We start from the raw sequence: 23,842 nt of genomic DNA on the forward strand, positions 1-23,842 counted from the left end.
ACACGGGGCGCGGCGGCCCGGCCCTCACACGTCCGAGGCGTCGTAGCCGGTGTCCGGTCCGGAGCCGGCGTCCTCGGGAAGCTCCGGCCGGGTGTACGTGCTCAGCGGTGCGCCGGCCGGGTCGGGGCGCACGGCCCCCAGCAGCGGGTTGGAGGCCAGCGGAGAGACCTTCACGGCGGCCCCCGGCCGGGGCGCCTGCACCACCAGGCCGTCGCCGATGTACAGCGCCACATGCGTCGCCTTCGGGAAGTAGACCACCAGGTCGCCGGGGCGCAGCGAGCCGACCGGCACCTTCGGCAGTCGGCGCCACTGCTCCTGCGAGGTGCGCGGGACGTTCCGGCCGGCGGCCGACCAGGCCCGCGACGTGAGACCGGAGCAGTCGTACGCCTCCGGCCCCTCCGCACCCCACACGTAGGGCTTGCCGATCTGTCCGACGGCGTAGCGGACGGCTTCCGCGCCCTGTTCCGACGGCGGGCGGACCGAGCTGAGCGACCCCGACGCGGTGAGCGCCTTCTGGGCCTCGCCCACGTTCTTCTCCTCCAGTGCCGACAGCGCCGCGAGCTGTTCGGCGGACAGCGAGGCCAGCATCGCCTCGATGGCCTTCAGCCGTGACTGCACGGTGTCCCGCTGCTTCTTCTGCCGTGCGGTGAGCTCCCGCTGCGCGTCCTGCGCCGCCCGGGACCGGGCCGCCAGCACCTCGGCGTGCCGCTCCGCCCCCGCCAGCCGGTCGACGACCGCCGACCGGCCGGCCTGCGCCCGCTCGATGACGTGGCTCTGCTCCAGGGCGCGGGCCGGGTCGTCGGCCAGCAGCAGCCGCAGATAGACGGAGAAGTCGGTGCGCCCCTGGTACTGGTCGCGCGCCAGCCGCCCCGCGTCCCGGCGCCCGGAGGCCAGGGCGGCCCGGGCGCGGGCCAGCTCGCCCCGCAGCCTGCCGGCCTCGGCCGTGCGCTTCCTCAGCTCCTCCTCGGTGCCGGTGTGGAGCTCGCCCGCCTCCTCGGCCTCCTGGTAGAGGGTCTGCAACTGCTTCAGCAGCCCGGCCACGCCCTGCGGAGCCGGTCCCGCGGCCGGTGCGGGGTCCGGTCCCGTCGGCTCGGCGACGGCGGGGGAGGCGGCGACGGCCGCGGCCAGCACCGCCGTGCACAGGGCGCGTGCGACTCTGCCCGACACGAGATCACCTCCGGTGTCCGGGGTGACGACGATCAGTCGGACACTGATTAATCGGACTACCCCACAAATGCTCGGATGGCGTCCATCCGGTCACCCGGCCCCGGGTGATGCAAGGACTGCCCGGCGTGCCGCCCCGGGGCGTCCCCCGGACGGCGGACACCCGGAGGCGCCGGCCGTGCCCCGGGGCGCGTGCGGCGGCCGTGGTTCCGCCCCCCGGTGGAGCTCCCCCGGCCGGGACCCGGCGGTAACCCGACGGGGGAGCGCGCCGGGCCGCGCCCCGGCACCCGCGCCCCCGCGCCCCGGCACCCGCGTCCCGGCACCCGGGTCTCCGTGGCCGGCACCGCCCGCCCCGTCGGACGCGGTCACCGGGAGAGTGTGGCCCGGCCGCGCCCCGGCGGTGCGGCCGGGCTCAGGACCCGCTGCGGGGTTTCTTCCAGGGCCACTTGGGGGTGAAGCGCTCACGGCCGCCGGGGGCGTACTCGTACACCCAGCCGCGGCGCAGGCCCAGGCGTTTCGAGTAGCCCGCGGCGACCCGGCGGTAGGCGTGGACGGTGGCGGGGCCGCCGTCCGCGTCCGGCACCGGGACCTCGTACCAGGCGGGCGGATGACCGGTCGGGCCGAGCAGGACGGGCAGCACCCGGCCGTCCAGGGGGCCGCCGCGGAAGGGCGTGTTCTCGCTTTTCACCCGGCCAGTGTCACCCGGGCGGCAACAGGTGCGCCGCGCGGCCCGCCACCGGGATGATCGCCGTCGCGAGCCGGCCGGCCGGACCGTCGGCGGTCTCCTGGCTCAGCAGGTCCGCCACCGCGGCCTCCGTCTCCTCGTCGGACGCCGCGGTGACCGCCAGCAGGGCCATCAGGTGATCGACCAGCCAGCTCCGCAGGTCCGCCGCCGGAGGCTGCTTCGCCTCGTCCAGCCAGATCAGGGACGCGGCCTCCACGGCGGCGATCCAGGTGCGCACCATCATCCGCAGCCGCGGCCCGGCGGGCTCCTGGCCGGGGCCGCCGCCCCGCCCCAGGTGGAGCAGGATCTGCTCGGCCGCCGACCGGCGCACGCCGTCCACGATCGTCGAGGTCCGCGAGGTCTCGGCCACGCTGCCGCCGCGCAGCAACGCGCTGAAGCCGGCGTCGTGCTGGTCGACGAAACCGAGATAGCGGTCCAGGACCCGGGCGACCCTCTCGGTGGGCGGGCCGACGGCGGGCTCCGAGAAGCAGAGCGTCAGCTGCTCGGCCGCGGAACCGAGGGCGGCCTCGTACAACTGCTGCCTGCCGCCCGGGAAGTAGCGGTAGACCAGCGGGCGGGAGACTCCGGCGGCCGCCGCCACCTCGTCGATGGACACGTCGTCCGGCGCCCGGTGGGCGAAGAGGGTGAGGGCCGCGCCCAGCAGCTGGGTGCGGCGTTCCTCGACACCCAGGCGTCGGTACGCGCGGGCCGGTGGTGCTGCGGGTGCGGGCGTCATACTCCGAAGCCTACGGCCGGCCGGCGCGTGACGGGGGTCCTCAGGCCAGCAGACCCGAACTCTTCCACAGCCTGCGGCCCACCCCGTTGAGCACACCGATGTCGTCGAAGAAGTCGGTGAGGCGCTTCGCCCCCGTCTGCATGACCTCCGCCCGGTGGCCGCTCGCCCGCACCTGCGCGACGGCCTCCCGGCGGTCCAGACCGACGTGGTCGTAGACCTGCGGGTTGACGAAGCAGACGGAGAAGACCCGGGCCGCCTCCCCGCAGTTGAGCCGGGTCAGCCGGCGCTCCCACGCGGGTGCGGTCACCATCTGGCGGCGCAGCTCCTCGCGGGCGTAGCGCACGTGCCGGGCCTCCTCGACGACGTGGATCCGGGTCACGCCGCGTACGAGCGACTGGACGCGTCCGTCGGGGAAGGTGAGCCGCTGCATCCAGTCCAGGATCTCCTCGCCGAGCAGGGTCGCGGCGAACGAACCGGGGGTGGTGGAGACGGTCTTCAGCACCCGCGCGAGGTTGTGGTAGCGCCGGGGGACCGGGTAGGCGGGCGCCCCGCCCCACTCGATCATGCGGGCGAACATCATGGAGTGCCGGCACTCGTCGGCGATCTCGGTGAGGGCGTAGCGGACGTGCTTGCTGGTCACGGACTTGTCGTAGATGTGCCGGACGAGCAGCTGCATCAGGATGATCTCGAACCAGATGCCGAGCGAGGCCAGCGAGGCGGCCTCGTGACGTGCCAGATCCATCCGCTGCTCCTCGGACATCCTGCGCCACAGCGGGGTGTCGTAGAGCGAGACCAGCTCGGGCGGCCAGAACCACTTGCCGTCCTCGGCGGCGGCGTCCCAGTCGAGCTCGGTGTCCGGATCGAAGGAGTGCTTGGCCGAGGCTTCGAGCAGCCGGGCCGCGACCTGTTCGCGGTCCTTGAGCGGGCCGAGCGCGTCGCGCAGCGCCCGGATGTCCTCGTCGGTCACGGTTGTCATGGCTGAAGGCACCTCGCACGTGGGTTACCGGCGGTCACGTTCCGGTCCCGAACGATGAGACCGCCTGCCGGCACGGCAGTCAATCCCCTGTGCGCGACTTGTTGACTGTTTGTCTACCAACGTGTGAACCTGCCCACGGACGTCAGCACCGCGGAACGCACGATCCTCGCCAGGCGAAGGAGCTTGCCCGTGTCGACACACGACCTCTACACCACCGCGCCCCCGGCCCCGACGTGGCAGGTGCCCGCCACCGGGGCCGCCCGGTTCAGCTGGGACTACGACGACGGCCGCGAACGCCTCCTCGCCCTCTACCAGAAGGGCAAGGACAAGCAGTGGGACGGCAACAAGCGCATCGACTGGAGCCTGGAGGTCGACCCCGCCGACCCGCTGGGCACCCCGGACGAGGCGCTCACGCTCCACGGCACCCCGCACTGGGCGAAGATGACCGCACGGGACCGCGGCGAACTGCGCAGGCACTACACCTCCTGGCAGTTCAGCCAGTTCCTGCACGGTGAGCAGGGAGCCATGGTCTGCGCCGCCCGGATCGTGGAGTCGGTCCCCGACCTGGACGCGAAGTTCTACTCCGCGACCCAGACGATGGACGAGGCCCGGCACGCGGAGATCTACGGCCGCTTCCTGCACGAGAAGATCGGGATGCTCTACCCGGTCAACGACAGCCTCCAGGGGCTGCTCGGCGACACCCTGCGCGACTCCCGCTGGGACATGCCCTACCTCGGCATGCAGGTCCTCATCGAGGGGCTCGCGCTCGCCGCGTTCGGCATGATCCGCGACACCACGACCCAGCCGCTGCCTCGGCAGATCCTCGCCTACGTCATGCAGGACGAGGCCCGGCACGTGGCCTTCGGGCGCATGGCGCTGCGGGACTACTACCGGCAGCTGACCGACGCCGAGCTGCGCGAGCGCGAGGACTTCGTCATCGAGGGCTGCCACCTCATGCGCGACCGCCTCAGCGGCGTCGAGGTGCTGGAGAACTTCGGCATCGGCCGGCAGGAGGCCAAGGACCTCTCCGAGCACTCGGAGTACCTCCAGCTCTTCCGGAAGCTGCTGTTCAGCCGGATCGTCCCCTGCGTGAAGGACATCGGCCTCTGGGGCGAACGGCTCCAGAAGACCTACGTCGGCATGGGCGTCTTCGAGCTGGGCGACTCGAACCTGGATCTGCTGATGGCCCAGGACGAGGAGATCGCCGAGCAGCTGGACCGGGACCGCTTCGCGGTGGAGGAGCGGGCCCGGGTCGCGGAGGTCGCGGAGGCGATAGCGGACGGCGGCGCCGGCTGAGCCGCACGCCCCCGGGGCGGGGCGCGCCGCCGGCCGGACGGGGAACCGCGGCCGGGACGCACCGGCCGCCCCGGCCCGGGGGCCGGTCTCAGCCGCCGAGCGCCGCCTCCATCACGGCCCGGGCGATCGGAGCCGCGTTGCCGCCCCCGCTGACATCGGCCCGGTCGGCCTCCGCGTCCTCCACGACCACGGCGACGGCGACCGCGGGCCGGCCGGAGTCCGGCGCCTGCGCCCAGGCGATGAACCACGCGTACGGCGTGCCGGAGTTGTCGACGCCGTGCTGGGCGGTGCCCGTCTTCCCGCCGACCGTCACCCCGTCGATCGCCGCGTTCGTGCCGGTGCCGTTCTCCACCACGTCGACCATCATCCGCTGGAGCTGCTGGGCGGTCGACGGGCTCATGGCCCGGTCGTAGGAGTCGGAGCCCTGCTGCCGGACCGTGTCGCCGTCGTGGGTGGTCACCCGGTCCACCAGGTGGGGGCGCCGCAGATCGCCGCCGTTCGCGACCGCCGAGGCCACCATCGCCATCTGGAGCGGGGTGGCGGTCGTGTCGAACTGCCCGATCGAGGACTGCGCCAGCTGGTCGTCGCTCATCTCCGCGTCGAAGTTGCTGCGGGCCACCCGGGACGGGATCCTCAGGTCGTCGTCGTTGAAGCCGAACCGGCCCGCCGCCTCCCGCATCCCGTCCAGGCCCACCTCCACGCCGAGATGGGCCATCACCGTGTTGCAGGAGACCCGGACGGCGTCCGCCAGAGACGCCTTCTCGCACCCCCGCGCCTCGTTCGGCAGCACGGTCGAGGTGCCCGGCAGGACGTACGGGGACGGGGTGTCCGTCGCCGCGTCCGGATCGGTGACCACCCGGGCGTCCAGCGCCGCCGCGGCGGTCACGATCTTGAACGTCGACCCCGGCGGATACGTCTGCCGGACGGCCCGGTTGAGCATCGGCTTGTCCGCCGCACGGTTCAGCCGGGTCCACGCGTCGGTGACGGCGGAGCCGGTGCCGGAGAGCACCTCGGGGTCGTAGGAGGGGGACGAGACCAGCGCCAGGACCCGGCCGGTGGACGGGTCGAGGGCGGCGACCGCGCCGCGCCTGCCGGCCAGGCCCTCGTACGCCGCGCGCTGCACCGCGTCCTCGACGGTGGTGACGACGTCGCCGCCCGGCTGCCGGCTGCGGGTGACGTCACCCCACAGCGGGAACGGCGCCAGCAGCGGGTCGGTGCCGGAGAGCACGCCGTCCTCGGCGTTCTCCAGCAGGGTGGTGCCGTAGGTCTGCGAGGCGTAGCCCGTCACCGGCGCGTACAGCGGGCCGTGGCGGTAGGTGCGCTCGTAGGCCAGCTGCTGGCCGGTGTCCTTCGACCCGGTGACCGACGCGTCGCCGACCAGGATGTTGCCGCGCGGCTGGTCGTAACGGTCGATGGTGGTGCGGCGGTTGGCGGGGTTCGCGTTCAGCCCGTCGGCCTCGAACACCTGGACGCGGGCCGCGTTGGCCAGCAGGGCGAGGAGCAGGAGCAGGCAGAAGCCGGCGGCGTGCCGGATGTAGGGGATCACGTCTCCTCCGCGGACGGTCCGGCCCCGGCGGAGGGCCCCGGATCGGGCGTGCGCGACACGTCGCTGACCCGGATGAGCAGCGCCACGATGATCCAGTTGGTCACCACGGACGACCCTCCCTGGGCCAGGAAGGGCATCGCCATCCCGGTCAGCGGGATCAGGCCCATCACCCCGCCCGCGATGACGAAGACCTGGAGCGCCAGGATCGAGGCCAGGCCGACCGAGAGCAGCCGTCCGAACGGGTCTCGCAGCGCCAGGCCCGCCCGGAAGCCGCGGGCCACCAGCAGGGCGTACAGCAGGAAGACGGCGGTGAGCCCGACCAGTCCGAGCTCCTCGCCCGCGGTGGCCAGGATGAAGTCGGACTTCGCGGCGAAGCCGATGAGGACGGAGTGGCCGAGCCCGAGCCCGGTGCCGAACATCCCGCCGGCGGCGAACGCGAAGAGGGACTGGGCGAGCTGGCTCGGCCCCCGGCCGGCGTCGATCGTGGCGTACGGGTTCAGCCAGTCCTCCACCCTGCTGTGCACATGGGGTTCGAACGAGCCGACGACGAAGGCGCCCGCGGCGGCCAGGAGCAGCCCGACGGCGATCCACCCGGTCCGGCCGGTCGCGACGTAGAGCAGGATCACGAAGAGGCCGAAGAAGAGCAGCGAGGTGCCCAGGTCCCGCTCCAGGACCAGGACGCCGACGCTGAGCAGCCAGATCGCGACGATGGGGCCCAGGACCCGCCCGGTGGGGAACTGGAGCCTCCAGACCCGGCGGCCGGTGTACGCGAGCGCGTTGCGGTTCGCGGCCAGGTAAGCGGCGAAGAAGACCGCCAGCAGGATCTTGGCGAACTCGCCCGGCTGGAAGGAGAGTCCGCCGATCCGGATCCAGATCTTGGCCCCGTTCACCGCCGGGAAGAAGATCGGCACGACCATCAGCACCAGGGCCGCGGTGACCGAGAGGTACGCGTACCGCTGGAGCACCCGGTGGTCGCGCAGCAGCACCACGACGGCGATGAAGAGGGCGACCCCGAGCGTCGACCAGACCAGCTGGGTCGGCGCCGCCCGGTCGTTCGGCGTCTCCAGGTCCAGGCGGTAGATCAGCACCAGGCCCAGCCCGTTGAGCAGCACCGCGATGGGCAGCAGCAGCGGATCGGCGAACGGGGCGCGGAAGCGGACCGCGAGATGGGCGAGCAGGGCCAGGAGGCCGAGCCCGGCGCCGTACCCGGCGACGTCGGGGGGCACGGCGTCGTTCCGGGCGAGGCCGACGGCGGCGTAGCCGTAGACGGAGATGAGCACGGCCCCGATGAGGAGCGCCAGCTCGACCCCGCGCCGCTTGGGAAGGCGTAGCTGGGGCGGGCGTGCGTCCGCCGTCGTTGCGGTCATGCCCCGCAACGTAGCAAGAGGCGGGTCGTATTTCCCTTATGTCAGCTTCGTGGCATCCCCGGGCGGGCGCTCCCCGCGCGGCTCAGCTCCGGTACGGGTTCCCGCCGCCGGGAGGCGTGTACCCGGGCTGCTGCTGCGGGGCGCCGTACGGCCGGCCGTCCTGGCCGCCCCGGGCCTGCGCCGACAGCTGCTCGGCCTCCTCCTTCGGGATCTGCCGCTCCCCGCCGCAGAAGGTGCACTGCGTCGCGTACTTCGTGGAGAACGGGAACAGCGGTATGAAGAACAGCGTGAACTTGGTGACCCGCTTGCGCAGGGTGTGCGCCGCCGGATTGCCGCACCAGCCGCACACCATCGTCAGGATCGCCAACTGATGGAGATAGCCCCGCGTACCGAAAATGATCATGATGAGGTTCCCTTCCCCGTACCGCCCGTGAGCGCCCGCCGGCACAGCGCCAGCAGCTTCTCGTCCTGCTGGGTGTCGTGACTGCCGTACCCGCCGTCCATCGCCCGGTGGCGGCGCACGGACAGGAGCTCGGCGCGCAGCACCCGTGTCGCGTCAGAGCCTGCACCGCCCGGGCCCATCCGCGCCAGGCATTCCGCCACCCGGACCCTGACGTGGCAGTTCCTCTCCCAGGCCGCCAGCAGCACCGGCACCACCTCGGCGGTCCGCCCGGCGATCTCCCACAGGGCGATCGCGGCCTCGACCCGGAGCCACAGCTCGTCGTGGCCCAGCAGCGCCCGCAGCCGCGGTGTCACCGCCGAGGCCTGCGGCCCCAGCACCGCCAGCGCGCTCACGGCCGCCCGGCAGTCGCGCGCCTGGTCCGCGCCCAGCCCCTCGGCGAGCACCGGCAGCACCGCCCCGGCGTCCCCGGTGACCGCCCACAGGGCCTCCGCCGCCTCGGTCGCCGCCGCTCCCGGCCGCCGGACCAGCCGCCGGAGCTCCGGAACCGCGCACCCGGCGGCCGGCCCGAACGACCCCAGCGCCCGGAGCGCCGCCGTCCGCAGCCACTCGCCCCGGTACTCGGGCGCCCCCCGCAGCACCCGCAGCACCTCGGGGGCGGCCTCGCCCGCGCGCAGCGCCGTCAGCCCGGCGAGCAGCGGGCTCGCCCGGTCGTACGCGCCCTCGTCCAGGCCGACCTCGCCCAGCCTGCGCCGCAGCGCCCCGGCGAGCGGGGCCGCCGCACCGCCCAGACACCCGATCGCGGCGCCCACGTCGTGCGGCACCTCCGGCCGCTCCAGCGCCGCCGCGAGCGCGGGCAGCACCCGCGCGTCCCCCAGCCCGGCCAGCGCCTTCACCGGCGACCCGAGCCCCGGAGGACCGCTCGCCCACTCCTTGACCCACGCCTCCGGATCGGCCGCCACCCGCGCGGCGAGGGCGTCCCCCGCGGGCGCCGCCAGACCGAACAGGTCCTCCAGCGCGTACGAGGCGGCCTCGGCCAGCCGGGGCTCCGGGTCCGCGAGCTGCACGCCGACCAGCCGCACCAGGTCCTCGTACGACCCCCGCCAGGCCCGCATCAGCCCGCTGCTCATCCGTACGGCGTCGACGCGCTGCCAGGGGTCGGGGCTGCGCAACTGGTCGGACAGCAGCGCCGTACGGTCCGCCACGCGGTCGTCCAGGCCCACGTGCAGGGTGCGCAGCAGGTCGGTGGCCCACGGGGTGCCGCGCCCGGCCGGCTCCTCGGCGGACAGCTCGCGCAGCTGCCCCACCAGGGCCGGAGCCGGGGCCCGGTCCGCGGCGGCCCCGTCCCCGCCCGCGGGGCCCGCGACCGGCTCCGGACGGGCGGGCCCGGAGCGCAGCTCCCGCAGCAGACCGGCCACCACCCCCACCACGTCGCCGGGCAGCGCCTCGGGGGCGCACCGGGCCAGCTGCGCCAGCGCGGCGAGCCGCAGGCCGGGCGGATGGGCCTCCGCCGCGAGCCGGCTCAGCCAGTCGGCCGCCCGGTCCGCCACCTGGTGGTGGCGCAGGGCTATCCGGCCGGCCGCCTCGACGAGCGCCAGCCGCACCTCGTCGTCCGACTCCACCGGCAGCCGCTCCCGCAGCAGGGTGAGGACGCCGGCCGGCCGGGCGTGCAGGGTGGCCAGGGCCAGCGGTGCGGCGAGCCGCACCCCCGGGTCCTCGTCGGCGACGAGCTCGAAGAACACCGGCGATCCCGCCGACACGGCGGCCGCCGCCATCGCGTAGTTCGCCACACCCTCGATCTCGTCCTCGTCCAGCTCGTCGACCTCCTCGTCCTCGTCCAGGTCGATGCCGCCGATGCTGGTGAGCAGCTCCACGATGCCGCCCCGGTCGCGTACGCCCGGATCGGCGGCCAGCTCGAACAGGAACGGGATGCAGGCGAGCGTGCACGCGTACACGGTGCCCTGGTGGTGGACGGCCCCGTACATCCCGTCGAGCGCGCTCTCCCGCTCCGCCGGGTCCGGGGAGGCGAGCTGGTACAGCAGCCCCGGCACGTCGTCGGCCGGACCGTAGGCATGCTTCATCGAGGCCCAGTCGACCTCTTCGATCCCCGTGAACACGCCACACCCTTCCGCGACCGCCCTCCGCGCCCCGGGGCGGCGGATGCCCACGACGCGGTGTCTGGGCAGAGTGTGCACCACGGCGGGGACGTTCCACCCTCCCCTTGCGGCCTTTCTCACCGCTTCCGCCCGCCGCTGTGAAGGTGCTGTGCACACCCGGGCGCCGGCGGCCCCGATCAGCCCGCGGGCAGCGCCCCGGCCCGCCCGGGATCGTTCAGCGGGCCGAGGAGGTCCCCGTACCGTTCCAGCCGGGCGGCCATGTCGCCGGCGAGGAAGGCGAGAGCGTCCGGCGCCCCGCACGCCTCGATCTCGTCCCAGGTCACGGGCGCGGACACGGCCGGCCGGCCCCTCGCCCGCAGGGTGTACGGCGCCGCGGTGGTCTTGGCCGCGGCGTTCTGGCTGAAATCCACGAACACCCGGCCCGGCCGCAGGGCGCGCGCCATCCGGTGCACCGCCAGCCCGGGCAGCGCGTCCTGCGCCTGGACCGCCAGCTTGCGCGCGTACTCCGTCACCGCCTCGGAGGGGGTGGGTTCCAGGGGCACGAGCAGATGGAGCCCCTTGGAGCCCGAGGTCTTGCCGTACGCGGACAGCCCGTCCCGCGCCAGCCGCTCCCGCAGCCAGAGGGCGACCGTGCAGCACTCCACGACACCCGCGGGCGGGCCGGGGTCCAGGTCGAACACCATCCGGTCCGCCACGGCCGGGGAGTCCTGCCGCCATTGGTGGGTGTGGAACTCCACCACCAGGTTCGCCGCCCACATCAGCGACGGCAGGTCCTGGACCAGCACCTGCCGGGCGTCCGGATCGTCGCTGCGGGGGACCGGGGCGGTGCGCACCCAGCCGGGTGTACCGGGCGGCGGGTTCTTCGTGAAGAAGCGCAGCCCCTCCGGGCCGTCCGGGTACCGCAGGAAGGACAGCGGGCGGTCCCGGAGGTGCGGCAGCATCACCTCCGCCGCCGTGGCCGCGTAGTAGTGCAGCACCTCGCCCTTGGTCGTACCGGTGGCCGGATACAGCACCTTGTCGAGATTGCTGAGCGCCAGGCGCCGCCCCTCCACCTCCGTGATCGGCGTCATACGATAAGAATCACATGAAATGCCGTGAATGAGTGCGTATCGGGCGTAAGGGGAGATCGGTGAGATCCATCTGGAACGGCTCCATCTCGTTCGGCCTGGTCAGCATCCCGGTCAAGCTCATGAACGCCACCGAGAACCACTCGATCTCCTTCCGGCAGATCCACCTCGCCGACGGCGGCCGGATCCGCTACCGCAAGGTCTGCGAGCTGGACGAGGAGGAGGTGCCGGCCTCCGACACCGTCAAGGCCTACGAGGACGCCGACGGCACGGTGATCCCCGTGACCGACGAGGACCTCGCCTCGCTCCCGCTCCCCACCGCCAGGACGATCGAGATCGAGGGCTTCGTGCCGGCCTCGGCCGTCGACCCCCTCCAGCTGGACACGGCCTACTACCTCACGGCCCACGGCGTCCCCGCCGCCAAGCCGTACGCCCTGCTGCGCGAGGCACTCAGGCGCAGCGGCAAGGTCGCCGTGGCGAAGTTCGCGCTGCGCGGGCGGGAGCGGCTAGGCATGCTGCGGGTCGTCGACGACGTCATCGCCATGCACGGGCTGCTGTGGCCGGACGAGATCCGCGCCCCGGAAGGCGTCGCCCCCGACTCCGGCGTCACCGTCCGCGACGCGGAGCTGGATCTCGCGGACGCGCTGATGAACACCCTCGGCGACGCCGACCTGGAGACGCTCCACGACGACTACCGTGCGGCGGTCGAGGAGCTCGTCGCGGCGAAGGCGGCCGGAGAACCCGCCGCGCCGGAGGCGGCCGAGGAGCCCGAGGGCAAGGTGATCGACCTGATGGCGGCGCTGGAGAGCAGCGTCCGGGCGGCGAAGGAGTCCCACGGGCAGGACGGCGGGGTCGCGGACGTCCACCCCATCGGCTCCGCAGGACCGGGCCGGGGCTCCGGCCCGGGGAAGCGGGGCGGAGCGGCGACGGCGCGGACCCCTGCCCGGACCCCGGCGAGGAAGACGGCGCGGGGCGACGCGGCGGGGGAGCGGGCGGCGGCCGCGAAGCCCCCGAAGGGCGCGAAGAAGTCCGCGGCGAAGAAGACGGCGAAGACCGCGAAGACGGCGGAGAGCACGACCGGGGCGAAGGCGGCGAAGTCCGCGGCGAGGACCGCGAAGACGGCGAAGACGCCGGAGAAGAAGGCCGGGAAGGGGACCGCGGCGAAGCCGGCGAAGCGGGCCGCCTCGGGCGCACGCAGGCGCACCTCGGCCTGAGACGCGGCCGGCCCGGGTGGCCCTGCGGCCGGCCGTCTCACGGACCGGACGGCCCCGGGACGGTCCCGCCCCCGGGGCGGGGTGTGGTGGTGCGGCGGACCGGTCGTGCGGCCGATGCCGCTCGTACAGGTGACGGGACGGCCGTTTCCGGGCGTCCCGGGGGAGGCGGGGGCCAGGATGGAGGCCCGCCCGGCACCCGGTCTCCTCCCGGCCCGGCCGGGGCGCCCGAGCGGTCCTGGGCACCTCGGTCCGGGCCCGCGAGGAACACGAACGCCGTGCCCCCGACCCCGCGCGCCCGCGTTGCGCCCTGTCCGGGGGCCGCCCCGCCGTCCAGGCTGGGGGAGAAAGGACGCCGGACGGGTCAACAGAGGGGGCACGATGCAGGATCTCAAGGTCACGTCATGGCAGCTCTTCGGGCACGACCGGCTCTACGTGAACCTGCCGGACGGCACCGCCATCGGCTGGGCGGACCGGGGCAGCGGCACGATCACGGTCCTGCACCCGCGCTACCGCGACGCGGTGACCGACGCACTCGCACGCCAGGTCCCCGACCTGCCGGCCCTGGTCGGTGAGGTGGAAGCGGTCGTGCCGCCCGGTCCGCCCGCGCCGCCGCCCGTCCCGCCGATCCCGCCGATGCGGGGCATACGGAGGCGCGGCGCCGCGAGGAGGAACCCACCCGAACCCGTGTCCCCCGAGAAGGCCCTGCCGGAACCGGCGTTCCCCGAGGCCGTCCGGCCCGAGCCCGCGCCCACCGAGACGGTCCGGCCGGAGCCCGCGTCCTCCGAGGCCGTCCGGCCCGAGCCCGTCCGGCCCGAGCCCGTCCGGCCCGAGCCCGTCCGGCCCGAGCCCGTCCGGCCCGAGCCCGTCCGGCCCGAGCCCGTCCGGCCCGAGCCCGTTGCGGCCGGGAAGCGCCTCCCGGAGCCCGCTGCGGAGGGAACCCTGCCCGGGGCCGCCGGGAAGCCCCCCGCCGACGGCCCGGCGCCGTGGAGCGCCGCCGCGTCCGGGACGGTGCCGGAGAGCACCGCCGCCCCCGAGCCGGTGGCCGGTCCGCAGGCCGGACCCGGTCCCGCCCCGGCGACCGCTCCCACCGGGGCGCGGCGGCGACGGCCGGCCACCCTCCCCGCGCTGACCCCCGCGACCGACCTCGCGTCCCGCCGGCCCGGCACCGGGCTCCGGGAGCAGCTCGGCGAGACCGGGACCGGGGCGCTCGTGCGGGTGGCGACCGGGGCGCTGCGGCGGCACAAGGACGCCGACCCGCGACGCGGCACCCTCGCGGGCGAACGGCGGGTCGGCGCGGAGCTCAAGCGCCTGACCCGGCACGGCTGGAGGGTGCTGCACTCCGTGCCGCTGCCGGATGGCACGGAGATCGGGCACCTGCTCATCGGGCCCGGCGGGGTGTTCGCGGTGAGCACCGAACACCGCCCCGGAGCATCGGTACGGATCGAGGACGGCACCCTGCGCGTCGACGAGGAGACCCCGCAGCCGTACGCCTGTGACGGCCTGCCCGGCGCGCGGCGGGCCCGGGAGGCGCTGGAGGCGTACTGCGCCTACCCCGTGCCCGTGCAGACCGTGGTGGTGTTCACCGCGGTCACGGCGCTGGAGGTGGTCGCCGCCCCCGCCGGTGTGCGCGTCTACCGGGAGCGCCAGGTGTCCGCCCTCGCCCCCCTGACGGGCGTGCTCACCGCCACCCAGGTGGAGCGCGTCTACGACGTCGCCCGGAACGCGGAGGCCTGGCTGGACGCGTGAGGCCGGGGGCCGGCCGGTAGATTTCCCGGTGCTGCCGCGGCGCCGCCACCGCGCTGCCGCAGGCCGTCGCCGTGCCGCCGAAGGACAGGACACCATGAAACTCCGCTGTGCCGTGCTCGACGACTACCAGTCCGTGGCGACCACCGCCGCCGACTGGTCACCCGTCGCCGACGACATCGAGGTGGTCGGCTTCTCCGACCACTGCGCCACCGAGGACGAACTGGCCGCTCGTCTCGCGGAGTTCGACATCGTCGTCACGCTCAGGGAGCGCGTGCCGTTTCCCGCCCCGCTGATCGGGCGGCTGCCCCGGCTCCGCCTGATCGTCGCCTCCGGCATGCGCAACACCTCCATCGACCACGCCGCGGCCGAGCGGCACGGGGTCACCGTCTGCGGCACCGCCAGCACGGCCACCCCGCCCGTCGAGCTCACCTGGGCCCTGCTGCTCGGACTCGCCCGCGGAATCGTCACCGAGGCCAACTCCCTGCGCGAGGGCGGACCGTGGCAGTCCACGGTCGGAGCCGACCTGCACGGGCGCCGGCTGGGGATCCTCGGGCTCGGGAAGACCGGCAGCCGGGTCGCCGCGGTCGGCCGGGCCTTCGGCATGGACGTGGTGGCCTGGAGCCGGAACCTGACCCCGGAGCGCGCCCGGGAGGCCGGAGCCGCCCTCATGGGGTCCAAGGAGGAACTGCTGGAGACCAGCGACTTCGTCTCCGTCCACCTGGTGCTCGGCGACCGCACCCGTGGACTGATCGGCGCGCGGGAGCTCGCGCTGATGCGGCCCGGCAGCTATCTCGTCAACACCTCGCGGGCCGCGATCGTCGACCAGGACGCACTGCTCGACGCCCTGCACCGAGGGGCCATCGCGGGCGCGGGCGTCGACGTGTTCGACGTCGAGCCGCTCCCGGCCGACCACCCGATGCGCAGCGCACCACGCCTCCTGGCCACCCCGCACCTGGGCTACGTCTCGCAGGCCAACTACGCCACGTACTACGGGGAAGCGGTCGAGGACATCCGCGCCTACCTCGACGGCGAGCCGGTCCGCAGGCTCGGCTGAGCGGGGCGCCGGTCGCACACGGCCCACGAGGAGCCCGGATCCACCGGTGGCCGGCACCGGATCGACGTAGCCTGCCGTCAGGGGCACTTCGGCCCCTGGACAGGGGGAGGTCATCACGTGAGCCTGCTTGACGACGAGACGGCCGCCGGCATGGTCCGGATACCCGCCGGCACCGTGGAACTCCGCGACGACCGCCGTGGAGCGCAGTGGCAGGAGGACGTCGAGTCCTTCCAGCTGGCCCGTCTCCCCGTCACCCTCGGGCAGTACTGGGCCCTCACGGACACGGTCCCCGATCCCGCCGTGTCGCACGCCCTGCCGGTGACGAACGTCAGCTGGCTCGACGCCGTCGACCTGTGCAACCGCTTCTCGGACCGGATCGGGCTGACCCCGGTCTACTCCCGCGACGCGGCGAGCGACGAGGTGGTCCGCGACCCGGCCGCCGACGGCTACCGCCTGCCCACGGAGGCGGAATGGCAGTACGCGTGCAAGGCGGGTACCGCCGGCTACCGCTACGGGGAGATCGACACCATCGCCTGGTACGAGGGCAACGCGGACGGCAGACTCCACGACGTGGGCGGCCGGCGCCCGAACGCCTGGGGCCTGTACGACATGCTCGGCAACGTCTGGGAGTGGTGCTGGGACCTCTACGACGAGGAGGTCTACGGCTCCTACCGCACCTTCCGTGGCGGCGGCTGGGCCGAGGCGGAGCGCGGCTGCGGCGCCACCGTGCGCCGGCGCAGCCACCCCACGTTCCGGATCGACGACCTCGGCCTCCGGATGGCCCGGAACCTCCCGCCCGCGGAGCAGCGGTAAATCACGCGACCGATCGAAAGCGGGTGCGATACGTTCCCGGTATTCGAAGGGGGCGAAGTGACGAAGCTCAACCAGATCATCGCCGTGGAGAAGGGTGTCAAGAGCAAGTCGCTCCAGGACATCACCGCGGCCCACCACAAGGTGCAGAAGCCGGCTCTGCTGGCCGGCATCTCGCGCACGTACCAGCCGAAGGACGAGGAGGGCGAGCAGCTTCCGCCCGAGTCCACGCGGGTGCAGATCAAGGCCGAGGAGGCGCTGCGTGAGATGTCCGCGTCGCTGACCCGGCTGTTCGACGTGACGGCGACGAAGGACTGGGCCAACTGCTCGGCCCGCGCCGACGTCACCGTCGAGGGCCGCACGGTCGTGGCCGAAGTCCCGGTCAGCTACCTGCTCTTCCTGGAGAAGCAGCTCACCGACCTGCACACCTTCGTCAAGAAGCTCCCGGTCCTGGACGCCTCCGAGTCCTGGTCGCTCGACCCCTCGACCGACTGGTGGAAGACCGACCCGGTGCGCACGATCCGCACGAAGAAGGTCCCGCGCAACCACGTCAAGGCCGAGGCGACCGAGAAGCACCCGGCCCAGGTCGACGTGTACTACGAGGACGTGCCGATCGGATACTGGACGACCGTGAAGTTCTCCGGAGCGCTCCCCGCGCGACGGGTGAACGAACTGCTGGAACGGGTCGAGAAGCTCCAGCACGCGGTGAAGTTCGCCCGCGAGGAGGCCAACGGCGCCGAAGTCACCGACCGGCGGGTCGGGGACGCGGTGTTCGGCTACCTGTTCGGCTGACGCCGGACGCGAGGCGGCACCCCCGAGAACGCCCCCGCGCCGATGGCGTGGGGGCTGCGCAACCCCGCACGAGGCGGAATGAGGTCCGCCCCGTGCGACGAGCGCAAGCTGAAACTGACGTTCAGCCTGAAGACGCGGTAACGGTGGAGGTTCGAGTCCTCCCCCCGGCACCACACGCCGGGGTGGCCCAACACGGCAGAGGCAGCCGCGATCAATCTCAGACTCTCGCTCCAGCTTCAGTATCGCCGCCGATTGCCAGATCGACCGAGTACGGACGAACACCGTTGAATGCTGGTTCGAATCCGGCCTGCGCCTCTGCCACGGCGCGGTAGTTCAAAGGAAGAACGCGACGGTATGACGACTGATCCGCACTCTTAAACGGTGCTGGCAAGCGCAATTGGGTGGCAACCCCAGGAGCCCGGGAGCTGGATACGACTCCCGGGCTCCGCCACGCCCGGGGCGGAGCCCGGCGGCGCCGGGAGGGGGCCGGGAGCACTTCGGGGCGGCCCGGGGTTCCACCTCACGAAGGGGCGCGGTCGCGGCCCCATACATCCGCCGACTCATGCTCCCGCGGTTCTGATCCGCACGCGCACTGCCGGATTCGAGGGATACGGGTCACCCGTCTGCTGTACGTTCCTGGCATGGTCACGGGACAAGTGAGCGAGAACCCGGAGTCGCGCTTCTCCGCTCTCCTGGTCGGCGCAGCAAGGCTTCCGGGGGTGCGGATCGACAGGGAGGCCTACCTCCGGACGGCCCTGGCCCGGCACTGCTCGGAAGACGATGTGCGCAGGGCGCTGGAAGAGACCCCTGCAGCGGCGGGTATCCCGCTTGACGTGCTGGACAGGGTGGCCAACGAGTCCATTCGCTACGAGACCGCCAAGGTGAGCGCGCTCTCCGCAGCCGCAGGGATCCCCGGATTCATCGCCCTGCCCGCCACCGTGCCGGCCGACCTGGCCCAGTACGTCGGCCACATGCTGCGGGTCGCGCAGAAGCTCGCCTACCTCTACAGCTGGCCCGATCTGTTCTCCGTCGACAACGAGGACCTCGACGACGCCACCAAGAGCGTGCTCACACTCTTCTTCGGAGTGATGCTCGGGACCCAGTCCGCGAACGCCGCCGTGGGGAAGGTGGCGGAGGCGATGTCCCAGCAGGCCGCCAAGAAGCTGCCTCAGAAGGCACTGACCCAGGGGGTCCTCTACCCCGTCGTGAAGAAGATCGCCGGTTACCTCGGCGTCGAGATGACGAAGCAGACCTTCGCCAAGTCCGTCTCGAAGGCCATTCCCCTGGTCGGTGCCGCCGTGTCCGGCGGGCTCACCTTTGCGACCTTCCGCCCCATGTCCCGAAGGCTCAAGGCACATCTCGCCGGCCTGCACCTCGCCGAGCCGGCCGGCCAGGTCATCGTGGGCGAGGTCGTCCGGGACGGGCAGTCCCCGGCCGTGGATCAGGCAAAGATCCCGCAGCCGGGCCGTGGATGGCGTGTCGTCAGGCGCCGGTAGGCAGCGGACCGGGCCTCGAAGGGAGCCTCCGACCGCTCACCCCTTCGGGCGGGCGAGGCCTCCGCGGCCGGCACCTGAGCTGCGGACTCCGAGGCCGAGCTCCTTGCTCCGGGATGTGCTCCATGCCGGCGGCCGAGCCGTACGAGATGCCCGTCGGCGACGCGTATCGGCGGATCGACGACAATCAGGTCACGCCCCGGGAGCCTGTGGTCGACGACCACAGCCCGGGCAGTGCCCCGGGGAGGCGATCCAGGCGGCGGAGAACGAACTCCAGAACGGCGTCCCGTTTCCCGCGGAGCGCTGATACCCGACACGCAGGCCCACGCCGCAGGCCCCCTTGTTCGGCATGCCGCAGCTCCGGGATCATGCCCTTCGGCCGTGCCGACAGCCCTACGAGAGAGGTTTATCCAGGATGACGACTCCGCCGCGCCGGGACATGGGGACCAGAGTCGCCGAAGCACTGTCCTCACAGGTTCTCAACGCCCTGATCGGCATCATCGGCCTTGTCGTCCCCGTCATCGCCTGGGCCATGCAGCAGAAGAACCTGACCAACGTGGTGCTGGCGGTCGAGACGGTTCTGCTCCTGCTCATGATCGCCAACCACATGTGGCTGCGGCGTATCTACATCCAGTTACGCCGTGCGAATGACCGGGACATGGCCGACGCCCGCTACTTCGCCATGATCCGTTCTCACCTCGAGCGCGATCTGATCGCAGATTTCGGCGAGATCGCCGACGGACATCTGCAGGTGTACGCATCCGAGGTCCCGCGCCTGTCCGTCATGCTCTTCAGGGTCCTCGTCGAATCCGGTGCGCAGCCACAGCGGGTCCTGGCCGCGGATCTGACCACGAACCCGAACCTCCTCACCGTGCGGAGGGAGTACCTGGCCGCCAACCGCCAGCTCATCGAGTCCGGCGGCAGTGTGCAGCGTCTGTTCATCTGCTGGGCGAACGATCTGGCACGGGCCGAGTTCGGCCGCTCTCTTCTGCAGCTCGTCGATCACCACCGCTCCCTGGGCGTGCAGTGCGCGCTCGCGGTCCGGGACCGCCTTCGAGCCGACCAGGCGATCGACTTCGTCGTCGTCTCCAAGGCCGCAGTCCTGGTCGAGGAGGAGCAGGGTGACGCGGAGTACCTGCGCGGTCGCTCGTCCGTCTACTTCAAGAGTGTCGAGCGTTGGGTGGGCCGATTCGAGTCGATCTGGGGCCACGGATCCACCTCGGCCCCGTTTGCCCTGACTGCCTACGAAGCCCGGGCACGTCCGATGATCACCGGTCTGAACTGGGACGAGGACGCCGTCCGGGCCGTCGTCGCTCAGCTGTGACCACCGCCCGGGGCCGGGGCGCGGAGACCGGACGCGTACAGGGCAACCGCTTAGACTGGCACGAGCAAGGTGGTTCCGGCCGAGAGGGCCGGCAGGACGACGGACGGAACGCAATGGCGCTCTCGATCATCAAGACGCACGGCAGCCTGAATGACATCTTCGTCATCGACGGGGCGCCGGGGGACCACTTCGCGGAGGCCGACGTACCCCGGGCCGTGGAGGTACTGTGCGACCGCCGCCGGGGCCTCGGCGGTGACGGCGTGTACTTCATCGCCGACAACGGTGACGGAACGGCGCAGGCTTACTTCTACAACCCCGACGGCTCCCCGTCCCTGCTGTGCGGCAACGGTATGCGCGGTGCGGGGCGGCTGCTCCTGGACCGTTACCAGGCGGAACAGGTCGTCCTGCACACCGGGCCGTACTCCTTCACGGTCCGCGCGGCCGACACCACCCCGCACGGTGTCCGGCAGGTCTCCGTCGAACTCCCTCCCGTGGACTTCGATCCGGCCGAACCGATCGTCTCCGGCGCCCGTGGGCCGGTGGTCGACGAGGTGCTACCCGCCTACCACACCACCCGGCACGTGTCCGCGCTCGCCGTACCGAACTCGCATCTGATCACGGTGCTCGACAATGCCTACAACGAGGCCGAGCTCGTGGCCACGGGCACGCGCGTGGCCAACACTCCCGATGCCTTTCCGATCGGCGCCAACGTCTCCTTCGTCCGGCCGCTCGCCGAGGCCGAGGTCTTCATCCGCACCTTCGAACGCGGCGCGGGACTGACCCCCTCGTGCGGTTCGGGTGTCGCGGCCTCCCGCGCGGTGCTCTCGCGCATGGGGCGGGTGGAACCCGACCGGCCCGTGGTGGTCCGCAACCCGGGCGGAGTCGCTCGCAGCTGGATGCAGACCGGCGGTGCACAGTGGCAGCCGGTTCTGGAAGGCAACGGCACCAAGGTGTACGCCGCCGAACTCGACCCTGCCGTGCTGCTGGGCTCGGGTCCCGTGGAGTACGACGGCGAGGTCTTTATCGACGAAGTCAATGCCTTCGCGGCTCTGAACAGCGACAATCTCAAGGTACTGGATGAGTCCGGCATCGCAATGACCATGCAGAGCCCCGCCGCCACCTGAGAGAACTCCACGATCGCGGCGCACGCGGCGGCCTCCGGCCATGGCAGCGGTCCGCCGGGCGGGAGACTGTGGGGGCAGCGGTGGTCACGTGGCTGGGCATCATCGCGGTGGGCATGGCGTTACGGCAGGTGGACCGCTGGTGGTTCAGTCCTCGTCGGGGCGGACATACGCCGACGACTCTGCGGGACATCCGCACCCTGCAACGTGAGCGTGCCAACGACTTCACTCCGGCCCTGCTGGTGGCCGGGCATTGGACGGAGATGGCGGGCTGGTGCCTCGTGGCGGCGCACGGCGGGCCCCTCGGATGGGTCACGGCGGCGGTGGCCGGGGCGGTCAAGCTCCGCCACCTCCAGGAGGTCAGCCACTTCGCCGTACACGGCGTGCTGACACGCAGCGGCCGGGCGGGCAACGTGCTGTGTGAAGTGGCCGTCCACGTTCCGTTGGGCTTCGTGCCGGTCCCGGTCCGGCGCCGACGGCATGTACGGGAACACCACCCGAACGCGACCGTCGCAGGCACCGACCCCAACCTGCGGGAGCTGCGCGACGCCGGCCTGCGGAACGGGGTCACGGGATCGCGCTTCCTCCGTGCCCTCTTCTTCCCGTTCACCGCCATGGGCTTCGCTGCCACGGTGCGGGGTATCGCGGGCAACATCATCAAGGGGAAGGGCCGTTGGTGGCGCCTGGCCGGCTTCGTCGCCGTACCGGCGACGATCACGGCGTTCGGAGGCTGGCAGGCGGTGCTGTTCGGGTACGCAGTCCCCCGTCTGCTGTTGTATCCGCAACTCGCCTGGATGTCCCTGCTCGTCGAACACCGCTGGTGGGACGCCGAAACCGTGCCGGGGCCGCCCGCCGTGGTCGAGGGCGGCCGATGCTTGCGCCTGTACCCGGACAACGCGGTCTGGGCGCTGCTGGCACGGGGCACATGGCTGCCGTACGGCGACCTCTATCACTACGCGCACTCCGCGCACCCAGCCGTCCGCTGGAACTACCTGCCGGTTCTGGAACGGAACATCCTCGGCACTCCGGCCTACACCCCGGGTGGGCTGGTGCTCGGCGACGAAGCGGTCGTACGCCGTCACTTCCGCGCGCTGGCGCCGCGTGACGAGGCGTTGAGCGCTGCTGCCCCTGCGGCGGCGAATGGAGGACGGTGACCTCAGGCCACAGCCGCGAGCCACAGGTCGACCAGTCGAGATTCCCCGTGCAGCGCACTACGGGACCTTGCTCGCAGGAGAGGGCTTCACGGACGGCTCGATGGTCGACCGTAGGCAGATCCGTGTGGTGCCCGGTGGGAAATCGTCCGCTCGACGCGGCTTTGGAACTGCGTCGACCTCCGGGGAAGGGCGGCCGTCCGGGCACCGGCTGATCTTCCGCAGGCCCGGGACGAACGTCTCCGGCTCAGCCAGCCCAGGTGGCCGAACGCCGCCGCAGGGCGGTGGTCCTTCTCCTCGGGATGAAAATTCCTGATCATCTCGTATCGAGGCTCATCGGCGTGGACCACCGGGCCTGTGCGTCGGCCGTGAGCTGTGTCCACGCGTCGTCGAACGTCAGAAGTCCCCCGACTCCGGCCGATGTCAACGCGCCACCCGGACAACGCGCTTGGCGGCCGTCGTCCGGATTCTCGGTGTCGGCCGGCAGCGGACCGTGGTGCCGCCGGGAGATCCGGCAAGGTCCCGGAACCGCCCGTGCAGGGCGGTGCACATGTCCGAGGTCAGAGCAACTCGCTGACGAACGTGTGCCAGGCATCGTGGCCGAAGGTGATGACGGGGCCGGCGGGACGCTTGCTGTCGCGGACGGGGACGAGGTCGGGGAGGTCGGGGGCGACCTCGACGCACTCCCCTTGCCCACCGCTGTAGCTGCTGGTCCGCCACGTCGCGTGGGCGAGTATCCGCAACCGTGCACCGCGTTCCTGGCTCATGTTCTGTACTCCTTGGCGATGCGTCGGATCAGGCCGAGCGAGTCCGTCGGCGGCAACGCTGAGGTACGAGCATCGTCAAAGAGATGGCGATACCGCGAGACATCAGAATCCCGCTCCATCCAGATGTTGCCGGTCGGAGTCTCGGTCAGTACGAGATCGAGCGCCGACACTCGTGGAAAGCTCAACAGTAGGTACGGACCGAACATACCTGGATGTGCTCCGCGGGAGAACGGCAGAACCTGGACGGTGACGTTGGTCTGTTCCGCGAGATCGGCCAGGTGCTCCAACTGATCGTGCATCACGGTCCGGCCGCCCACGTGCTGGTGAAGGACCCCTTCTGCGAGCACCGCCCAGAGCTCCAGCGAATCGTCACCGGTCAGACGCTCCTGCCTGGCCAGGCGCACCTGCACGAACTGCTCGATCTCTTCCGGCGTCTGCCACGCCCGGGAGGCGACCGTCACGGCCCTCCCGTACTCCTGGGTCTGGAGCAGCCCAGGAATCAGCTGCACCTGGAACGTCTTGATGCTGTCGCAGATCGTCTCCATCTCGATGTAGTCGCGGTAGGTGTCGGCGAGCACGGAGCCGTACTGATGCCACCAGCCCTCGCGCCTGCGCCGGTTCGCGGTGCGGGCAAGCGATGCCAGGCGCTCGCGGGCCTCCGGTTCAGCGACGTCGTAGGCGTGCATCAGGGCGATGAGATCGGGCGTGCGGACGGGGACGTGACCATTTTCGATCCGGCTGATCTTGCCCTTGGTGCAGTCGAGGACCTCGGCTGCCTCTGCTGTGGACAACCCTGCTCGCTCGCGGAAGCGACGCAGTTCGTCGCCGAGTTGGCGCCCCAGGACGGTGGAAGGCTTGACGGATGGCATACGTCACTCCCTACCAGCCGCGGAGGTTCGGCGTCCTCGAAACGCACGATGGGATGAATTGAGAGACAAGGACCCATTCAACGTTGCGCGAGTACGAAGTGCACGGGC

The 23,842-nt window shown here is 72.3% G+C and carries 21 protein-coding genes; 10 read left to right on the forward strand and 11 right to left on the reverse strand.

The genetic code is table 11. The features are described from left to right. Window positions 1-24: 24 nt before the first annotated feature. From ABZ172_RS09630 to ABZ172_RS09645, 4 genes are all read right to left on the reverse strand, one after another. Window positions 25-1,167: a C40 family peptidase gene (locus ABZ172_RS09630; protein WP_356881971.1), complete on the reverse strand. Its 1,143-nt coding sequence runs from the start codon at window positions 1,165-1,167 to the stop codon at window positions 25-27. A gap of 409 nt (window positions 1,168-1,576) precedes the next feature. Beyond that, window positions 1,577-1,852 (reverse strand): hypothetical protein, encoded by a 276-nt coding sequence (locus ABZ172_RS09635; protein ID WP_356881973.1) that lies wholly within the window; start codon window positions 1,850-1,852, stop codon window positions 1,577-1,579. 10 nt (window positions 1,853-1,862) lie between these two features. Further along, entirely contained in the window at window positions 1,863-2,624 is a 762-nt protein-coding gene (locus ABZ172_RS09640) for a TetR/AcrR family transcriptional regulator (protein ID WP_356881975.1), read from the reverse strand. A 40-nt stretch (window positions 2,625-2,664) separates the two neighbouring features. Continuing rightward, window positions 2,665-3,600, reverse strand: coding sequence for a diiron oxygenase (locus ABZ172_RS09645; RefSeq protein WP_356881977.1), 936 nt, complete (start codon window positions 3,598-3,600; stop codon window positions 2,665-2,667). Window positions 3,601-3,789: 189 nt separating this feature from the next. Here ABZ172_RS09645 and ABZ172_RS09650 point away from each other — a divergent pair, with 189 nt between their 5' ends. Next, entirely contained in the window at window positions 3,790-4,896 is a 1,107-nt protein-coding gene (locus ABZ172_RS09650) for a ferritin-like domain-containing protein (RefSeq protein ID WP_356881979.1), read from the forward strand. Between the two features lie 88 nt (window positions 4,897-4,984). Here ABZ172_RS09650 and ABZ172_RS09655 read toward each other — a convergent pair whose 3' ends face one another. The 5 genes from ABZ172_RS09655 to ligD form a co-directional block, all read right to left on the reverse strand. Then, complete coding sequence (locus ABZ172_RS09655; protein ID WP_356881981.1) at window positions 4,985-6,442, reverse strand: penicillin-binding protein 2; 1,458 nt, start codon at window positions 6,440-6,442, stop codon at window positions 4,985-4,987. Then, window positions 6,439-7,809: an FtsW/RodA/SpoVE family cell cycle protein gene (locus ABZ172_RS09660; RefSeq protein WP_356881983.1), complete on the reverse strand. Its 1,371-nt coding sequence runs from the start codon at window positions 7,807-7,809 to the stop codon at window positions 6,439-6,441. The genes ABZ172_RS09655 and ABZ172_RS09660 overlap by 4 nt, the downstream gene beginning before the upstream one ends. Window positions 7,810-7,891: 82 nt before the next feature. Then, complete coding sequence (locus tag ABZ172_RS09665) at window positions 7,892-8,212, reverse strand: zinc-ribbon domain-containing protein (protein WP_356881985.1); 321 nt, start codon at window positions 8,210-8,212, stop codon at window positions 7,892-7,894. Further along, window positions 8,209-10,326, reverse strand: coding sequence for a PBS lyase (locus ABZ172_RS09670; RefSeq protein WP_356881987.1), 2,118 nt, complete (start codon window positions 10,324-10,326; stop codon window positions 8,209-8,211). Before ABZ172_RS09670 ends, ABZ172_RS09665 begins: the two co-directional genes overlap by 4 nt. A 176-nt stretch (window positions 10,327-10,502) precedes the next feature. Next, a complete protein-coding gene (gene ligD / locus ABZ172_RS09675) occupies window positions 10,503-11,396 on the reverse strand; it encodes a non-homologous end-joining DNA ligase (RefSeq protein ID WP_356881989.1) in 894 nt (297 codons plus the stop codon). A 59-nt stretch (window positions 11,397-11,455) separates the two neighbouring features. Here ligD and ABZ172_RS09680 point away from each other — a divergent pair, with 59 nt between their 5' ends. The 9 genes from ABZ172_RS09680 (at window position 11,456) to ABZ172_RS09720 (ending at window position 22,101) form a co-directional block, all read left to right on the forward strand. Continuing rightward, window positions 11,456-12,607, forward strand: a complete 1,152-nt coding sequence (locus ABZ172_RS09680) for a Ku protein (RefSeq protein WP_356881991.1) — start codon at window positions 11,456-11,458, stop codon at window positions 12,605-12,607. Between the two features lie 378 nt (window positions 12,608-12,985). Further along, the gene (locus ABZ172_RS09685; RefSeq protein ID WP_356881993.1) at window positions 12,986-14,353 is read left to right on the forward strand and encodes an NERD domain-containing protein; all 1,368 of its coding nucleotides are present in this window, start codon (window positions 12,986-12,988) and stop codon (window positions 14,351-14,353) included. 94 nt (window positions 14,354-14,447) lie between these two features. After that, on the forward strand, window positions 14,448-15,407 hold the full coding sequence (locus ABZ172_RS09690) for a D-2-hydroxyacid dehydrogenase family protein (RefSeq protein ID WP_356881995.1): 960 nt from the start codon (window positions 14,448-14,450) through the stop codon (window positions 15,405-15,407). A 117-nt stretch (window positions 15,408-15,524) separates the two neighbouring features. After that, window positions 15,525-16,220, forward strand: a complete 696-nt coding sequence (locus tag ABZ172_RS09695; RefSeq protein ID WP_356881997.1) for an SUMF1/EgtB/PvdO family nonheme iron enzyme — start codon at window positions 15,525-15,527, stop codon at window positions 16,218-16,220. Between the two features lie 57 nt (window positions 16,221-16,277). Continuing rightward, window positions 16,278-17,009: a hypothetical protein gene (locus ABZ172_RS09700; protein WP_356881999.1), complete on the forward strand. Its 732-nt coding sequence runs from the start codon at window positions 16,278-16,280 to the stop codon at window positions 17,007-17,009. A 641-nt stretch (window positions 17,010-17,650) separates the two neighbouring features. Further along, window positions 17,651-18,505 (forward strand): hypothetical protein, encoded by an 855-nt coding sequence (locus tag ABZ172_RS09705; protein WP_356882001.1) that lies wholly within the window; start codon window positions 17,651-17,653, stop codon window positions 18,503-18,505. Window positions 18,506-18,917: 412 nt separating this feature from the next. Beyond that, window positions 18,918-19,826: a hypothetical protein gene (locus ABZ172_RS09710; protein ID WP_356882003.1), complete on the forward strand. Its 909-nt coding sequence runs from the start codon at window positions 18,918-18,920 to the stop codon at window positions 19,824-19,826. A 113-nt stretch (window positions 19,827-19,939) separates the two neighbouring features. Further along, window positions 19,940-20,950: a diaminopimelate epimerase gene (dapF, locus tag ABZ172_RS09715; RefSeq protein WP_356882005.1), complete on the forward strand. Its 1,011-nt coding sequence runs from the start codon at window positions 19,940-19,942 to the stop codon at window positions 20,948-20,950. Between the two features lie 80 nt (window positions 20,951-21,030). Next, on the forward strand, window positions 21,031-22,101 hold the full coding sequence (locus ABZ172_RS09720) for a fatty acid desaturase (RefSeq protein WP_356882007.1): 1,071 nt from the start codon (window positions 21,031-21,033) through the stop codon (window positions 22,099-22,101). Window positions 22,102-22,658: 557 nt separating this feature from the next. On the opposite strand, the gene ABZ172_RS09725 is transcribed toward ABZ172_RS09720, so the two are convergent. Beyond that, window positions 22,659-22,865, reverse strand: coding sequence for a DUF397 domain-containing protein (locus ABZ172_RS09725; RefSeq protein WP_356882009.1), 207 nt, complete (start codon window positions 22,863-22,865; stop codon window positions 22,659-22,661). Beyond that, on the reverse strand, window positions 22,862-23,734 hold the full coding sequence (locus ABZ172_RS09730) for a helix-turn-helix transcriptional regulator (RefSeq protein ID WP_356882011.1): 873 nt from the start codon (window positions 23,732-23,734) through the stop codon (window positions 22,862-22,864). The genes ABZ172_RS09725 and ABZ172_RS09730 overlap by 4 nt, the downstream gene beginning before the upstream one ends. Between the last annotated feature and the right edge of the window lie 108 nt (window positions 23,735-23,842).

It is taken from the genome of Streptomyces sp. NPDC006296, assembly GCF_040613235.1.
Classification (GTDB): Bacteria; Actinomycetota; Actinomycetes; order Streptomycetales; family Streptomycetaceae; genus Streptomyces.

Excerpts from the sequence above, each read along its gene's own strand:
- ABZ172_RS09690 (WP_356881995.1), top strand. The coding sequence starts at position 14,448 with ATGAAACTCCGCTGTGCCGTGCTCGACGACTACCAGTCCGTGGCGACC.
- ABZ172_RS09705 (WP_356882001.1), top strand. The coding sequence starts at position 17,651 with ATGGTCACGGGACAAGTGAGCGAGAACCCGGAGTCGCGCTTCTCCGCT.
- ligD (WP_356881989.1), bottom strand. The coding sequence starts at position 11,396 with ATGACGCCGATCACGGAGGTGGAGGGGCGGCGCCTGGCGCTCAGCAAT.
- ABZ172_RS09645 (WP_356881977.1), bottom strand. The coding sequence starts at position 3,600 with ATGACAACCGTGACCGACGAGGACATCCGGGCGCTGCGCGACGCGCTC.
- ABZ172_RS09685 (WP_356881993.1), top strand. The coding sequence starts at position 12,986 with ATGCAGGATCTCAAGGTCACGTCATGGCAGCTCTTCGGGCACGACCGG.
- ABZ172_RS09640 (WP_356881975.1), bottom strand. The coding sequence starts at position 2,624 with ATGACGCCCGCACCCGCAGCACCACCGGCCCGCGCGTACCGACGCCTG.
- ABZ172_RS09665 (WP_356881985.1), bottom strand. The coding sequence starts at position 8,212 with ATGATCATTTTCGGTACGCGGGGCTATCTCCATCAGTTGGCGATCCTG.
- ABZ172_RS09660 (WP_356881983.1), bottom strand. The coding sequence starts at position 7,809 with ATGACCGCAACGACGGCGGACGCACGCCCGCCCCAGCTACGCCTTCCC.
- ABZ172_RS09710 (WP_356882003.1), top strand. The coding sequence starts at position 18,918 with ATGACGACTCCGCCGCGCCGGGACATGGGGACCAGAGTCGCCGAAGCA.
- ABZ172_RS09730 (WP_356882011.1), bottom strand. The coding sequence starts at position 23,734 with ATGCCATCCGTCAAGCCTTCCACCGTCCTGGGGCGCCAACTCGGCGAC.
- dapF (WP_356882005.1), top strand. The coding sequence starts at position 19,940 with ATGGCGCTCTCGATCATCAAGACGCACGGCAGCCTGAATGACATCTTC.
- ABZ172_RS09725 (WP_356882009.1), bottom strand. The coding sequence starts at position 22,865 with ATGAGCCAGGAACGCGGTGCACGGTTGCGGATACTCGCCCACGCGACG.